The following is a 14,143-nucleotide window of genomic DNA, read 5'->3' as shown; positions in this document are numbered from 1 at the left end:
CGGCCGGGAGGCCGTGCGGCCCGCTCCGTCATGCCGAGGAAAGGCCGGGAAGATGCCGGGACGACGTGCGCGCACAGGCCACCGCCGCAGCGGCGGATCGCTGTGGGTGGTGGCGGCGGTGGTGCTCGCGTCGCTGGCGGGCCTGGCCGTCGGCTTCCGCCTGTTCGACCATGACGGCGGCTCCGGGACCCCGGACGCCCCGGAGGCCACCCACGCGCCGGGCACCTTGTCCGTCGCCACCTGGAACGTCTGCGGCGTACGTCAGTGGAACTGCGAGGACACCGGGTCGGCCGAGGAGAAGCGGGCGCGCATCGAGGCGCTGGTACGGGAGTCGGGGGCGCGTGTGGTCCTGCTCCAGGAGATGTGCTCGGCCGACCTCGACTCCGTACAGGCGTCGCTCGGTGGCGAGTGGCGCAGCCTGTTCCGGCCGTACACAGCGGTCCGGGAGGGGCGCCGGTCCACCGTGCGCTGTACGGGAGACGGGCGGGGCACCGCGGGGTACGGGATGCTGTCGGGGCTGCCGCTGACCGGGGTCACCGACGTCCCGCTGCCCCAGCCCGCCGCCGGGCTGCGCCGGAACATCCTCTGCGCCACGGCGGCGGCGGAGGACGTCCGTATCTGCACCACGCACCTCCACCCTCAGCAGGGCGGGGCGCGCGCGGTGGACGCGGGGCTGCGCGAGCGGCAGTTGCGTGCTCTGGTGGGCGCCGCCGCGGGGCCGCGCACGGTGTTCGGCGGCGATCTGAACACCGCGCCGCCCGGGTCGGCCGACGCGGCCGCGTGGTCCCGGGTGGAGGGCCCGTTCGGCGCCTACCGGGAGTGCGACCGGCCGGGGCCGTCCGGCGGGCCGCGGGACACCCACCAGAGCGGCTACAAGATCGACTATCTGTTCACCGGTCTGGAGCGCCGGGAGTGCTCGGTGCTGCGCTCACCGGCGTCGGACCACTGGGCGCTGCTGCTGCGGTTCACCACCGGCTGACGGTCAGAAGCGGGGCGCGGCGTACGCGTTCTCCACCCGGAAGGCGACATCGGTCGTCGGGGAGGCGAACCCGGAGGCGTCGACCGCGAAGATCCGCACCAGGTGGTCGCCGGGCGACAGGGGCTTCGGGGGCTCCCAGGACCAGCTGCCGTCGCCGGCCACGTCGGGAGAGCCCAGGAACTTGCCCCGCTCCCAGACGCTGACCCGTACCGCGCCCTGGGCGAAGCCGGTGAAGCGGACGGACGGCTGGACCTGCTGTCCGGGGAACGGGGCGTGCACCAGGGGCGCGGAGAACGTGTCCCGCACCTGGGAGGTGGCCTTGAGGAAGGCGTCGATGGCCGAGCGGTCGGCGTCCGGGCGCTCCCGCCCGTTGACGACCTGGCCCAGTCTCGGGGGCATCCCGTCGATCAGGAAGTTCATCAGCCCCATCAGCATCGGCACATTGCGCCGGGTCACTTCGGTGTGGCCGGTGATGTACGGGGAGTCGCTGAAGATGAAGTTGAAGTTCTCGTAGCTCTGGAAGAGGGGGAGGAACGGCTCCACCTGGACCGGGTACTGCTCGTCCTGCGGGGAGGAGAGCAGATAGATGTTGGCCCCGCGGTTCGCCCCGGACGCCGCCAGGTCGGGGATCGCCCGGTCCAGGACCTGGATGTTCGCCTCGGTGACCTGGCCCATCATGAAGCGGCCGATGGCGGGGTGCTTGTGCTGCAGATAGGTGCCGATCAGGAACTGCGGCACGAGCGCGACGATGTTGCGGAAGCCGTACTTGAGCCCGAAGTAGAGCGCCGCGCTGCCGCCCTTGGAGCCGCCCCACAGGGTGCACTGGTCGAGAGTGAGCCCGAGGGAGTTCATGACGTTGGCGATCAGCGTGACGACGGACCGCTCCAGGGTGAAGTCCATCCCCTTGCACAGGTAGTAGCTGTTGCTGCCGTCGAAGTCGTCGCGGATCCACAGGACGTTGGCGCGCAGCTTGTCGAAGATCCCGTTCGACCAGCCGTAGTCGTCGGGCGCCGCGATGTTCGCGAAGACGACGACGAGGTGCTGGTTGCCCTTCGTGGCCGGGCTGAAGCGGTAGTGCACGGGGTACGCGTCGGAGGTGTCGATGCCGGTGTGCAGGCCGGACGGTGATGCGGACATGGTGGCGAACTCCGGTTCTGGAGGGGCTTCGGCGTCGGCCGACGCGGCCCGTGCTCTCGTACGGTGTCAGTACCGTGGTTGGGCGTAGGGAGCGTGGGCCGGGGCGAAGCCCCCGGGGGCCCCGGCGACCGTGAAGGCGGCCGGGGTCGCCGCCGACTCCAGGCCCGCACGGTCCACGGCGAGGCATTCGAAGGTGTGGGATCCCTCCGGCCAGGTCCAGTCGGGCTCCCAGAACCAGCTGCCGTCCGGTCCGGTCATGGTGGTGCCCAGGACGGAGCCCTCCATGCGGAGGACGATCTGGGTGCCGGGGTCCGCGAAGCCGGTGAACAGGACGGACGGGCCCTGGAGCTGCTGGTGCGGGACCGGTGCCGTGAGGATCGGCGCCGCCGGGGGCTGAGGCGCCCGGGCGGTGGCCGGCGGCAGGGCGGTGAAGACGATCTCGGCGCGCTCGCTGTGGAACTTCCGCGCGTCCACCGCGAAGAGCCGGATGACGTGACGCCCCGGGGACCAGGTCTTCTCGGGCTCCCAGGACCAGCTGCCGTCCGGCTCGACGGGCGGCGACGTGAGGTACTTGCCGTTCTCCCACATGCTGACGCGCACGGCGCCCGGGGCACGGCCCGCGAAACGTACCTGGTTACCGGGGATCTCCTGTTGTCCGCCGGGCAGGGTGACCACCGGTGCGGCGAAGGCCTCGGCCTGGATCTGCGAGGTGGCCTTGAGGTAGGCGTCGATGGCGGACGTGTCGCGACCGGGCTGCTCGCCGCCGTTGCTGACCACGCCGATCCGCGGGGTGATGCCGTCCACCAGGAGGTTCAACAGCCCCATCATGGTGGGCAGGTTGCGCAGGGTCACCTTGCCGTGCCCGGCGATCAGCGGTGAGTCGTTGTAGACGAAGTTGAAGTTCGCATAGCCCTGGAACAGCCCCAGGTACGGCTCGACGTGCCGGGCGTACTGCTCGTCCTGGGGCGAGGAGATCAGGTAGATGTTGGCGTCGCGGTTGGTGCTGGTGCGCACGACGTCGGCGAGGACGGAGTCGAGGACCTGGACCTTCTCCTCGGTCACCTCGCCCATCATCAGGCGGGCGGCGCCCGGCATGGACTCCCGGACGAAGGTCCCGATACGGAACTGGGGCACGCTGGCCACGATGTTCCGGAATCCGTACCTCAGACCGAAGTGCAGGGCGGCCGTTCCGCCCTTGGAACTGCCGTACATGGTGCACTGGTCCGGCGTCAGCTCCAGGGCGTTCATCACCCGCGAGATGAGGCCGATGACGGACTGCTCCAGCGAGAAGTCCATCTCCTTGCAGAGGTAGTAGCTGTTGTGGCCGTCGAACTGGTCCCGGATCCAGAGAATGTTGGCGCGGGTCTTGTCGAGGACGCCGTTCGCCCAGCCCCACTCCCCCGGGGCGTTGAGGTTGGCGAACACCACCACGAGGTGGCGGTTGCCGTTCTTGGCGTGGGCGAAGCGGTACTCCAGGGGGTGGGCGCCGGAGGCCTCGACCCCGCTGAACACGCGGCGCGCGTTCGGGTCCGCGTCAGACATGGACGACCTCCACTGGTTGGCGGAACGGGTCCGCGGTCGGGGTGTGCACCTGCTGCGGGGCGGCGCCGGCGGTCCACCGGGGTCGTGGCTGCGAAAGCGGCCGGACGGGCCGGGCGGGCGGCGGTACCGAGCCCACGGCGGGCGCGGTCGCCCGCGCCGGGTCGAGGTCGCCCCCGGCGATCAGGATGCGGTCGGTGAGCCGGGCCGCGGCGTAACCGTCGTCGAGATCACAGAACTCGCGCTGGAACCAGCGGTAGCGCTCCCCGTACTCCGCCTGGATCCGGTCGACGTTGCGGATGGCTGTGATGAGCTGGGCGGATTCGAAGAGCAGCGGGCCCGGGGCACTTCGCTCGAAGTCGAAGTAGAAGCCGCGCAGGGTGTCCCGGTAGTGGTCGAGGTCGTAGGTGAAGAACAGGATGGGACGCCCGGTGTTGACGTAGTCGAACATCAGCGACGAGTAGTCCGTGATCATCACGTCGGCGATCAGCGAGAGGTCCGCCATGTCCGGGTAGTCGGACACGTCGAAGACGAAACCGTCACCGGCGCCGGGGACGGGGTCCACGACGTTCGGGTGGCGCCGGACCAGCAGGACGTGGTCGTCGCCGAGCCGGGCCCGGGCGTCGTCGAGGTCGATCCGGAAGTCGAACTTGTACTTCCCCGGGGCGTAGAACTGGTCGTCCCGCCAGGTGGGCGCGTACATGATGACGCGCTTGCCGCGCGGGAGGCCGATGCGTCGGCGGATCTCCCGCTCCCGGTCCCCGGTGTCCGGGCGGCGCAGGATGTCGTTGCGCGGATAGCCGCACTCGACCATCTCGCCGGGGAACTTGAAGGCGCGTTGGAGGATCGGGGTGGAGAAGCTGTTGGGCGACACGAGCATGTCCCAGTTCTCCACCTCCTTCTCGACCCGCTCCAGATACCGCTGGTCGGCGAAGTGCACGGACTCGATGTCGTGGCCGATCTTCTTCAGCGGGGTGCCGTGCCAGGTCTGCACCACGATCTGCTCGGGGCGCTTGCGGAACCAGTCGGGGAGGTGGTTGTTGGCGACCACGTAGCGGGAGGTGGCGAGGGCCTCGTACCACTGCGGCGACCACATCCGTACCGCGCGGGCCGTCTCGGGCACGTCGACCTGGTCGTCGCGGACGACCCAGAGGTGTTCGAGGTCGGCCCCCCGCCGGACCAGCTCCTCGTGGACGGCGCGGGGGCTGTCCGAGTACTGCGTGCCCTTGAACGCGTCGAAGAGCACGGCGGGCCGGACGGGGGCGCGCCGGTCCTGCGGATAGGCCTTGGTCCGCAGGAGTTTCTGCCGGTAGGGGCCTCGCGCCTCTTCGGGCATGGCGGAGTTCACCAGGAGCGACAGCCGGTCGTACGCCTCGGCCTGGAGCTCGTAACCGCGCTCCCCCACCTGGTGGTGCTGCGGCATGGACGGGACGATGTCCTGCTCGATCTTGACCATGAGGTCCGGGGAGCGCTCCTCCGGGGACACCGCTGAGGGGTCCTGCCGACGGAGGAAGAAGTCCCAGCGCCCGGCGGCGAGCGGGATGTCTCCGGCGAGGGTGCGCATGGCGGCCGGGGTGAGAACGCAGCGGAACCGGTGCCCCTTCCACTGGATGGGCACCGCCCGCTCGGCGCCGTGGGCGCGCGAGCGCACGACGAGGTGGGCGCTGGTCCGCTCGGCGGCGGTGAGCAGGCCGGCCCAGGCGTAGTCGCAGACCAGTTCCAGGGAGCCGTCGGCGTGCCATTCGCCGTCGCTGAGGAGGGGCAGGGCAGCGCGCTCGAACAGCACGAGGTACCCGGAGCCGTTGCGGTGGACGACGACCTCGCGGTCCCGCTCCTCGGTCTGGAGGGCGTCGGGCATCCGGTAGTGGCCGTCCTCGGTGTCCTGCGCCATCACGGGGTACAGCGGGGTCTTGCGGCCCGGCAGGTGAACGGTGGCCTTCCAGCCGTTGCTGCCCATCGTCCACGCCTGGGGGACGGTGTCGCCGTCGGCCCGGGAACCCGGTACGAGGCCGGCGAGGGGAACCCGGGTGGTGAACGTGCACCATCCCTCCCCGCCGGGCTGGAAGGAGAGCCAGGAGTCGTGCCGGCCGGCGCCGTTCATGCTCGTGACGCGGAACTTGCCCCATTCGGGGACGGCCGGCGCCAGCAGCACCCCGCCGATCTCCAGCTGGTCCCCGACGACCCGGTGCCGGGTGATGCGGCACCGGACGATCTCGACCCGGAGCTTGAGGGTTCCCTGGACGAAGAGCGGGAGTATGCGGGTGTTCTTGTCGACATAGCGGTACGCCGGGTTGGCGGCCGATCCGGCGCTGCCCCGGCTGATCCCCTTGTACCGGAACAGCCCTCGGCTGAACACGCCCGCGGCCACGTCCCACGTTCCCTCGACCCACTGCCCCTTGCGCTGCAGCCGGGTGACGTCGAAGCGGCTCTCGAAGCCCGACCAGTCGTAGCAGTAGCGGTTCTGGTTGGAGTGTTCGGTCGCCTGCGGGAAGTACGTGGTGCGGGCGCGGCTGACGAGCTTGCTGCCGGTCTTCTTGTTCCGGAGCGCCAGCGCCTTGGTGGACATGTGCCGCTTGTGCACATTGATGAACCGGATGTAGGCGGAGCCCTTGAGCACGAGCGAGTCGCCGTCCCAGGTCGCCTCGGAGAGCGAACTGTAGGGAGAGAGCTCCTTGTCGAGGCGGTAGTCGCTCTTGTAGAGCCCGGTCTCGCGGTTCTCCAGGTGCGGGTAGTTGAGGTAGCGGCGCAGCCGCCGGCGGACCGGCAGCGGGCCCCCCTTGCGCTCGAACTCCAGGACGTCGAGGAGCTCGGCGAGCCGCCCCTGGTGGACGAGCAGCCACTTGATCCGGGCGTCGGCGGGGAGTTCCTCGATGATGTCGAAGTCGGCCTCGGCGAGAAACTCCTGGGCCCAGTGCATGAACGCGTCGCGGTACGCGTCGTCGGCGTCGGGCAAAACCTTCAGGTGCAGCATGAGGTCGGACTTGAGGCAGGCGAGGTCGTACTTGCGCTTGTGGTCGCGGAACTGGCGGGACCGGTGCTGCCCCAGGAAACGGCTGACCGACTGCACCGCGGCCACCCGGTCCCGGAGGTTGGACACCTCGGTGTGGCGCTGGGTGATGGAGGGGGCGGCGCCGCCGTCACGGCGACGCCAGAAGTAGACGATGTCGGTGATGACATCGACTTTGGCCGCGCGGAAATGCGCGAACATGTTCACCCAGGAATCCTCGTAGAGGACGCCTTCGGGGAACTCGATGAAGTGGTGGTCCCAGAAGGACCGGCGGAACACCTTGTTCCACACGGTGCGGTCGTAGATCAGGGCTTCGAAGCGCGTGATGTGCGTGCCCCTGCGGTCCCGCTGCATGGGTCCTTTGTGGAGCGGGGACTGCCACTTCTTGGTGGAGTTCATCATCTGCACGTTGCCCGAGACGAAGTCCGATCCGGATTCCGTCAGGGTGCGCACGAGCAGCTCGTAGGCGTACTCGGGAATGACGTCGTCGCCGTCCGCGAAGACCAGGAACTCGCCCTCGGGATGCATCGCCCGAAGCCCGGTGTTGCGCGCGTGCCCGGGGCCGTGGGACTCCTGGCGCATCAGCCGGAAACGGGGGTCCTCGGCGCAGAACCTCTCGGCGATCGAGGGGGAGGTGTCGGTCGACCCGTCGTCGACCATGATCACTTCGAAATCGCGGAAGGTCTGACGGGCGATGGACTCCAGGCACTCCGTGAGGTAGGTCTCCACGTCCTGAAACGGGACAATGACACTCAGACGGGGCCCACCAGACATACTTCACACTCCAGTTCGAGGCAGGGGTCAATCACCTGCGTCACATCCGCTTCCGACACCGCACACCGCCCCCGACGAGTCCCCGTCGACTCGAAGTCGGGCTCACCCCCGCCGATCGCCTGCGGCTCAGCTCTCGAACTGTTGCGTCAGTCGAAAATCTTAAGTGAACATGAAAAGTTGTCAATGTGCAGATTCAGCACATGTTCTGAATCGGCACTCGACATGGGTACGTGACATGCGCCATACTCCGCGACGCACAACCTTTGGGAGCCTCAGACGATCTGTAAAGCCGGGATTTTCGCGCGGTGGGGTACTCGACGAGGACCATGCGGGGCGTACGGCCCTCGGTCCCGCGCTCCGGCTCAGAGTCTTCGCCACTCCGAGAGCGTCAGGCCCGGGGCGTCCGTCTGCCGGGCCACTTCGACGGTTCCGTCCTTGCCGACCACCGCGACCACGACCCGGCCGAAGGCATCCAGGGCCAGGGCGGGCGGCGCGAGACACGTCACACCCGTGTCGGACCACCAGACCCCGTTGCCCTCGTCCTCCGTGACACCCACTCCGACCACCGCGGTGCCGTCGGCCCCCCGGTGGGCGAGCACCGTGCAGTCGTATCCGTCCAGGAACGCCCGGAGCGCGGTGTGCGGACCCTCGCCCGGAATCCCACCGAGCGCCACCGGCCACGCCCCCGCCCGGTAGGCCACCACGCCGTGGCCCTCGGGGTCGGTCCAGTAGAAGGTGGGCCGGTCGGGCCCTGTCTCCAGCACCGCCACCGTCCCCGGCAGCGCCGCGACCCGGGCCGGCCGCCCTTGGCCGAGCGCCCCGCCCGCCGCCTGCTGGGACCAGTGCAGGACGCCCTCCACCGTGGTCGCGAACAACTCGATACGGCCCGATCCGAGAGCGATCGCCGCGAGGACGGACTCGATCCCGGCACCCCCGCGGTCGTCCCACCCGCGCCACTTGCCGTCGCTCTGCTCACGCCGCAACGCCAGACCGCCGTCGGCGTTCCGCACGAAGATGTGGACCATCCCGGAGGCCGTCACGACGACCTCGGGCTCCCCCAGCAGCGCGGCGGCCTCGGTGCCCTTGTGGGGATTGCCGAGCGAACTCCAGCCCGAGACGGGACGCCCGGGCTGGTACTGGATGGCGTACACGATGTCGACGACGGTTCGCCCGCCGGACCCCCGTACCTCGCGGCGGCCGACGAAATGGACGTAGGCGTTGGCGTCCTGCGTCACGGACAGGTGGGTGAGGCCCGGGACCGGCACCAGGGCGGGCCGGCCCCAGTCCTGGGATCCGGGCCGCGTCTCGGTCCAGCGATTCAGGCCGCCCTCGCACGGGGCGTAGACGGCGAGTCTGCCGTCCCGGCCCCTGGCGAACCAGATGCCGCTCAGCCCCGGGGCGGCGGGGGTGGACGCGGAGTCCCGGCGGACGGTCCGTTCGAGCAAAGCTCCCCACCCCCTTCCAGGCGTTCGACCCATTGCACGTGATTTCGAATGGGAGTCATCCTAGACCCTCACAGCGAGCGAACAGCGGGCGCTCAGGCGATGAAGATCACCCGCCGTTCACACGGTGACACGGCACCCCTGGAGCCGTACGGACCCACACAGGAATCGCACGAACGCTCGACGCATTGTCTATAGTTCGCTGAACCACGACTTTCGGACCGGCTCCTCCCCCCACCCGAGTCCACCCGCCACAGCCCCACGGGGCCGCGAGACCAAGGGACTCGAAGCAGGATGAGCGACGACGTCACAGCCCCGGGCCCCCGCGCCTCCCGACGTGCGGCCAAGCCGCGCAAGCGCCGCCGCGGTCTCAAGATCACACTCGGTGTCCTGCTCGTCCTGCTGCTCGCCACCGGTGGCACCCTCTACTGGCTCTACAGCCAGCTCGACGGAAACATCAAGGGCGTCGACATCAACAAGGCGCTCGGTGAGGACCGCCCGGAGAAGCTCCCCACCAGCGGGCAGAACCTGCTGGTCCTCGGCTCGGACTCGCGCGCCGGGGCGGAGAACAAGGAGCTGGGCGGCGGCGGGGCCGTCGGCGGCGCGCGCTCCGACACGGCGATGGTGGTGCACATACCCGAGGGCCGGTCGAAGGCGGTCGCCGTCTCCATTCCGCGCGACACGCTGGTGACCCGGCCCGAGTGCGTCGGGGACAACGGCTCCCCGGTCTCGTCGAAGGACCGCGTCATGTTCAACTCCGTCTACGCGCAGGTCGGTCCGGCCTGCGTGGTGAAGACGGTGGAGAAGATGTCGGGCGTCCGCATCGACCACTACCTGGAGATCAACTTCGCCGGGTTCAAGGACCTGGTCGACGCCATCGGCGGAGTCACCGTCGACGTACCGCAGGACATCGACGACAAGGCGTCGGGGCTGAACCTCACCGCCGGCCCGCAGAAGCTGGACGGCACCGAGTCCCTGGCGTACGTGCGGACCCGGCACGGCATCGGCGACGGCAGCGACCTCGGCCGCATCGGTCTCCAGCAGCAGTTCCTGATGGCCCTGCTGACCGAGGTCAAGTCGCAGGATCTGCTGGGCAGTCCGACGAACTCGTACAAGATCGCCAAGTCCGCCACCAAGTCGCTCACCACGGACTCCTCTCTCGCCTCGCTCACCTCGCTGGCGGAGTTCGCCCGCTCCATGAACGGCGTCGACCCGGCCTCCATGGAGACGATCATGCTGCCGGTGGCGTACGACAAGATCGACCCGAACCGGGTGATCGCCTCCGAACCGCAGTCGGGTCAGCTGTGGAAGGCGATCCGCGAGGACACCACGATCCCCGAGGAAGCGAAGAAGTCCCCCGCCACCGGGGGCTGACGGGCCGTCGTACCGCTCCCCCGTGACACCCTGCCGGGATGAGCGAGCACGCAACGGTACGGGTGATCGTGGACGCCGCCAATGTGGTCGGGTCCGTGCCCGACGGCTGGTGGCGGGACCGGCGCGGGGCGGCGGTCCGGCTGCGCGACTCGCTGGTCCCGTACGCCGCGGCCGGGCTGCCGGGGCTGCCCGGCCCGGTCGAGATCGTGCTCGTGGTCGAGGGAGCCGCCCGGGGCGTCGACTCCGTGGCCGGGGTCCGGGTCGCATCGGCTCCCGGCAGCGGTGACGACCTGATCGCCGAACTGGCGGCCGCCGCCGTCCCGGACCGGGAGTGCGTCGTCGTCACCGCCGACCGCGGACTGCGGCAGCGGGTCGAGGCATACGGGGTCCGGTGCGTGGGGCCCCGTACGGTACGACCGCTGCGCCGGCGTGGGAACGAGTGCACGGGCTGATGAAGATTTCGGTGAAGGCTGTTCTTTTCGGGATCGAAGAGGCAGGCGCGGCCCCTGCGGCACGGCGGGTTCCTGTACCGTCGTCCCGGACCCGGGCCGTCAAGGCGTACCACGAGCCCCCGCACGCCGGCCCGCCCCCGGTGCTGTGCCCCGTCGGCGCTCGCGGTCGCACGCGAAGTCGTCTGCCATGTCCGGCACTTCACTCACTCGACCTGCCGGATCGGTCGGGGTGAGTTCCTGGGCGAGGTGCACTCGGCGCCGGTTCTCGACATCGCTCCTGATCCAGACGTGAGTAAGGAAAGCGCATGGCACAAGAGCACGATCCTGGCAGTCACATACCACCGCGGCAGGCTCCGTCCGGGACGAACGGAGGATCCGCGACCGGAGCGTCCGCGACTCCACCGGTCTCCGTCCGTCGGGCCGTCACCATGCGAGGCACCGCGGGGGACCCCGGCGACGCTCTGACGCCGGGCGCTCAGCACGGCCGCCGCGGCATCCCGTCCTCGTCGGCCGACCCGGACGCGAGCGCTCACAGCCCGTCGAGCGACCCTGAGCAGGACAACGGCGCCGAGCAGCCGGCCTCGCGGGAGGCGGCCCCGCAGAAGCAAGAAGCGGAGGCCCCTGTCGGCACCGCAGCCCCTCGCAGTACCGGCACTCCGAAGCCCTCGGAGAGGAAGCCCTCGGCAACGGCATCAGCCGGTGCCGCTGCCGAAGGAACGGGCGCGGCTTCGGCGGCGGAGCCCTCCTCGGAACCGACCGCGGCAGCCGCCCCCGGCGGATCCCCGGAAGCCGCGACGGCCGTGGCGTCTCCGGGCGGTGGGGCGGGGACGCACACGGACGAGGAGCCGCCCGGCAACAGGCCCAAGAAGCCGATGCTGGCCGCTGCGGCGATCGTCGGCGCGGTCCTGATCTCGGTGCCGTTCCTCGTAGCGGGGCAGGACGACGACCGCAAGCCCGAGAAGGACCAGACCCAGAACGCGGCGGGCACGGTTCTGGACGCTCAACGCCCTCCGGCCCCGGAGACCTACACCAGTGAGTCGCCGAAACCCTCCGTGAAACCCAGCAAGAAGGAGAAGGTGAAGCCCTCCGTCCCGCCGGCGCCCAAGCCGGTGGTCGTGCCTCCGTCCCCGAGCCCTTCGGCGAGCAAACCGGCGGAGAAGAAGCCGGAGAAGAGGGCGGCGACGGGCGCACCACAGGGGACGGCGGCCGCCGCGTTGGAGAGCCTCGCCCAGAGCGACCCCCAGGGGCGGCACATCTGCTATCGGGCCTTCGTCTCCGGTCAGGGGTGGCAGCCGGCCGTGTGCGACGGGACGATGACCGGGACAGCGGGGCAGGGCAAGAAGATCACGGCGCTCAACATCGCGGTCCGGAACGTCGAAGGCTCCTCGGCCAACGCTCTGCTGCACGAGGGGGGTTCGTCGAGCGGCCAGGCGAAATGGGCTCCGAGCTGGACAGCCGTCGTCGGCGACGGCAAGAACAACTACATCGGCAGTTCGAAGCCGGGCGCTCCGTTCCTGACGGGCTTCGCCATGAACGTCGGCAAGGGCAACGTCTGCCACACCGCCAAGATGCAGAACGGCGGCTGGGGACCGCAGTTCTGCAAGAACGGCCGACCTGAGTACATGTTCGTCGGCACCACCGACAACAACAACTGGTTCGAGGCCGTCAAGCTGACGGTGTGACGGCCTCGGCCGATCGCTCTCCGGCCCACGGAGGAGCCCCCCGGGTCCGCACCCGGGGGGCTCCTCCGTTCGGCAGCGGCACATCGTCGGCTTCCACGCCGACGCCGGCCCTTCTCACGACCGGCTGTCACTCCTTGGCCATGCGGCTGTGGGAGCGCCCGTAGACGAAGTAGACGACGACGCCGAGGACCATCCAGGCGCCGAAGCGCACCCAGGTCTCCACGGGCAGGTTCAGCATCAGCCAGACCGAGGCGGCCACCGAGACGATCGGGAGCACCGGCACCCACGGGGTACGGAACGCGCGGGGCAGGTCCGGCTGGGTGCGGCGCAGGACCAGGACGCCGAGGGCGACGACGACGAACGCGAAGAGCGTGCCGATGTTCACCAGGGTGGCCAGCTCCTCGATGCTGGTGAACCCGGCGATGATCGCGATCAGCACGCCGAGCAGGATCGTCGGTCGGTACGGGGTGTGGAAGCGCGGGTGCGTCTTGGAGAAGAAGCGCGGCAGCAGGCCGTCGCGGCTCATCGCGAAGAAGACGCGGGTCTGGCCGAGCAGCAGGATCATGCAGACCGTGGTGAGGCCGACCGCCGCGCCGAAGCTGATCAGTCCGGCGTAGAAGGGGTGCCCGGTGGCCTTGAACGCGTCGGCGAGCGGGGCGCTGACGGACAGTTCGCGGTAGTTCTGCATGCCGGTGACCACGAGGGAGACCGCCACGTAGAGCACCGTGCAGATGATGAGCGAGCCGAGGATGCCGCGCGGCATGTCGCGCTGGGGCAGCTTGGTCTCCTCGGCGGCGGTGGCGACCACGTCGAAGCCGATGAAGGCGAAGAAGACGATGGAGGCGGCGGTGAAGATGCCCATCACGCCGAAGTTGGTGGGTTCGTAACCGAACATCAGCTGAACCAGCGGGGCGTCCCAGCCGCCGCCCGTATCCTGCGTCTCGGCCGGCGGGATGAAGGGCTTGTAGTTCTCGGCCTTGATGAAGAAGAGGCCCGCGATGATCACCATGAGGACCACGCCGACCTTGATCGCCACCACGACCGAGGTGACCCGGGCGGACAGCTTCATGCCGATGACCAGGATGACGGTCAGCACCAGGACCAGGGCGAAGGCCAGGATGTCGAAGCCGAAACCTTCCGCCACGTCCGGTCCCGACAGCACCTCGGGCATCGTCCAGTCGACGTTGTCCATCAGGGAACGGACGTATCCGGACCAGCCGACCGCGACCACCGCGGTGCCCAGGGCGAATTCCAGCACCAGGTCCCAGCCGATGATCCAGGCCACCAGTTCGCCCAGCGAGGCGTACGCGAAGGTGTACGCGGAGCCGGCCACCGGGACGGTGGAGGCGAACTCGGCGTAGCAGAGCGCGGCCAGCGCGCACACGACGCCCGCCGCGACGAACGCGATGGCGGTGGCGGGGCCCGCCGTCTCCTTGGCGACCTGGCCGGTGAGGACGAAGATGCCGGTGCCGATGATGACGCCGACGCCGAAGACCGTCAGGTCCAGGGCCGAGAGGGACTTCTTGAGTCCGTGTTCCGGCTCCTCGGTGTCACGAATCGACTGTTCGACGGACTTGGTGCGGAACATGCCGTTTCCGCGGGGTGGTGTGACCTGCGCGCTCACCTGCGTACCTCCACGCATTCGTTGTGAACGCCATGATTCGGACCGGTCAGGCGTGGGAACGCGCCATCCGGCCCGTTTCACGCGAATGGGCCGGGAGAACCACCCGTACAGGGGCGGTTCTCCCGGCCCATCG

At 69.7% G+C, this 14,143-nt stretch carries 9 protein-coding genes; 4 read left to right on the top strand and 5 right to left on the bottom strand.

Annotated elements, in window-relative coordinates:
- Positions 1–52: 52 nt before the first annotated feature.
- Entirely contained in the window at positions 53–979 is a 927-nt protein-coding gene (locus tag ACFWRV_RS33000) for an endonuclease/exonuclease/phosphatase family protein (RefSeq protein ID WP_384339590.1), read from the top strand.
- Positions 980–982: 3 nt separating this feature from the next.
- On the opposite strand, the gene ACFWRV_RS32995 is transcribed toward ACFWRV_RS33000, so the two are convergent.
- From ACFWRV_RS32995 to ACFWRV_RS32980, 4 genes are all read right to left on the bottom strand, one after another.
- A complete protein-coding gene (locus tag ACFWRV_RS32995) occupies positions 983–2,116 on the bottom strand; it encodes a hypothetical protein (RefSeq protein ID WP_384339589.1) in 1,134 nt (377 codons plus the stop codon).
- A 66-nt stretch (positions 2,117–2,182) separates the two neighbouring features.
- Complete coding sequence (locus ACFWRV_RS32990) at positions 2,183–3,658, bottom strand: hypothetical protein (protein WP_384339588.1); 1,476 nt, start codon at positions 3,656–3,658, stop codon at positions 2,183–2,185.
- On the bottom strand, positions 3,651–7,391 hold the full coding sequence (locus ACFWRV_RS32985; protein WP_384339587.1) for a CDP-glycerol glycerophosphotransferase family protein: 3,741 nt from the start codon (positions 7,389–7,391) through the stop codon (positions 3,651–3,653). Before ACFWRV_RS32985 ends, ACFWRV_RS32990 begins: the two co-directional genes overlap by 8 nt.
- Positions 7,392–7,798: 407 nt before the next feature.
- Positions 7,799–8,881 carry a hypothetical protein gene (locus ACFWRV_RS32980; RefSeq protein WP_384339586.1) on the bottom strand — a complete coding sequence of 361 codons (1,083 nt, stop codon included), beginning with the start codon at positions 8,879–8,881 and terminating at the stop codon, positions 7,799–7,801.
- A gap of 291 nt (positions 8,882–9,172) precedes the next feature.
- Between ACFWRV_RS32980 and ACFWRV_RS32975 the strand changes: the two genes are divergently transcribed.
- The 3 genes from ACFWRV_RS32975 (at position 9,173) to ACFWRV_RS32965 (ending at position 12,386) form a co-directional block, all read left to right on the top strand.
- Positions 9,173–10,252: an LCP family protein gene (locus ACFWRV_RS32975; protein ID WP_384339585.1), complete on the top strand. Its 1,080-nt coding sequence runs from the start codon at positions 9,173–9,175 to the stop codon at positions 10,250–10,252.
- A gap of 38 nt (positions 10,253–10,290) precedes the next feature.
- Entirely contained in the window at positions 10,291–10,704 is a 414-nt protein-coding gene (locus ACFWRV_RS32970) for an NTP pyrophosphohydrolase (protein WP_384339584.1), read from the top strand.
- A gap of 800 nt (positions 10,705–11,504) precedes the next feature.
- Positions 11,505–12,386 carry a hypothetical protein gene (locus ACFWRV_RS32965; RefSeq protein WP_384339583.1) on the top strand — a complete coding sequence of 294 codons (882 nt, stop codon included), beginning with the start codon at positions 11,505–11,507 and terminating at the stop codon, positions 12,384–12,386.
- A 127-nt stretch (positions 12,387–12,513) separates the two neighbouring features.
- Here the strand turns inward: ACFWRV_RS32965 and ACFWRV_RS32960 are convergent, their stop codons facing one another.
- Positions 12,514–13,974 carry an amino acid permease gene (locus tag ACFWRV_RS32960; RefSeq protein WP_384339591.1) on the bottom strand — a complete coding sequence of 487 codons (1,461 nt, stop codon included), beginning with the start codon at positions 13,972–13,974 and terminating at the stop codon, positions 12,514–12,516.
- Between the last annotated feature and the right edge of the window lie 169 nt (positions 13,975–14,143).

Source organism: Streptomyces sp. NPDC058576 (assembly GCF_042718715.1).
Lineage (GTDB): Bacteria > Actinomycetota > Actinomycetes > Streptomycetales > Streptomycetaceae > Streptomyces.
This window is presented reverse-complemented; position numbering and strand designations above follow the sequence as displayed.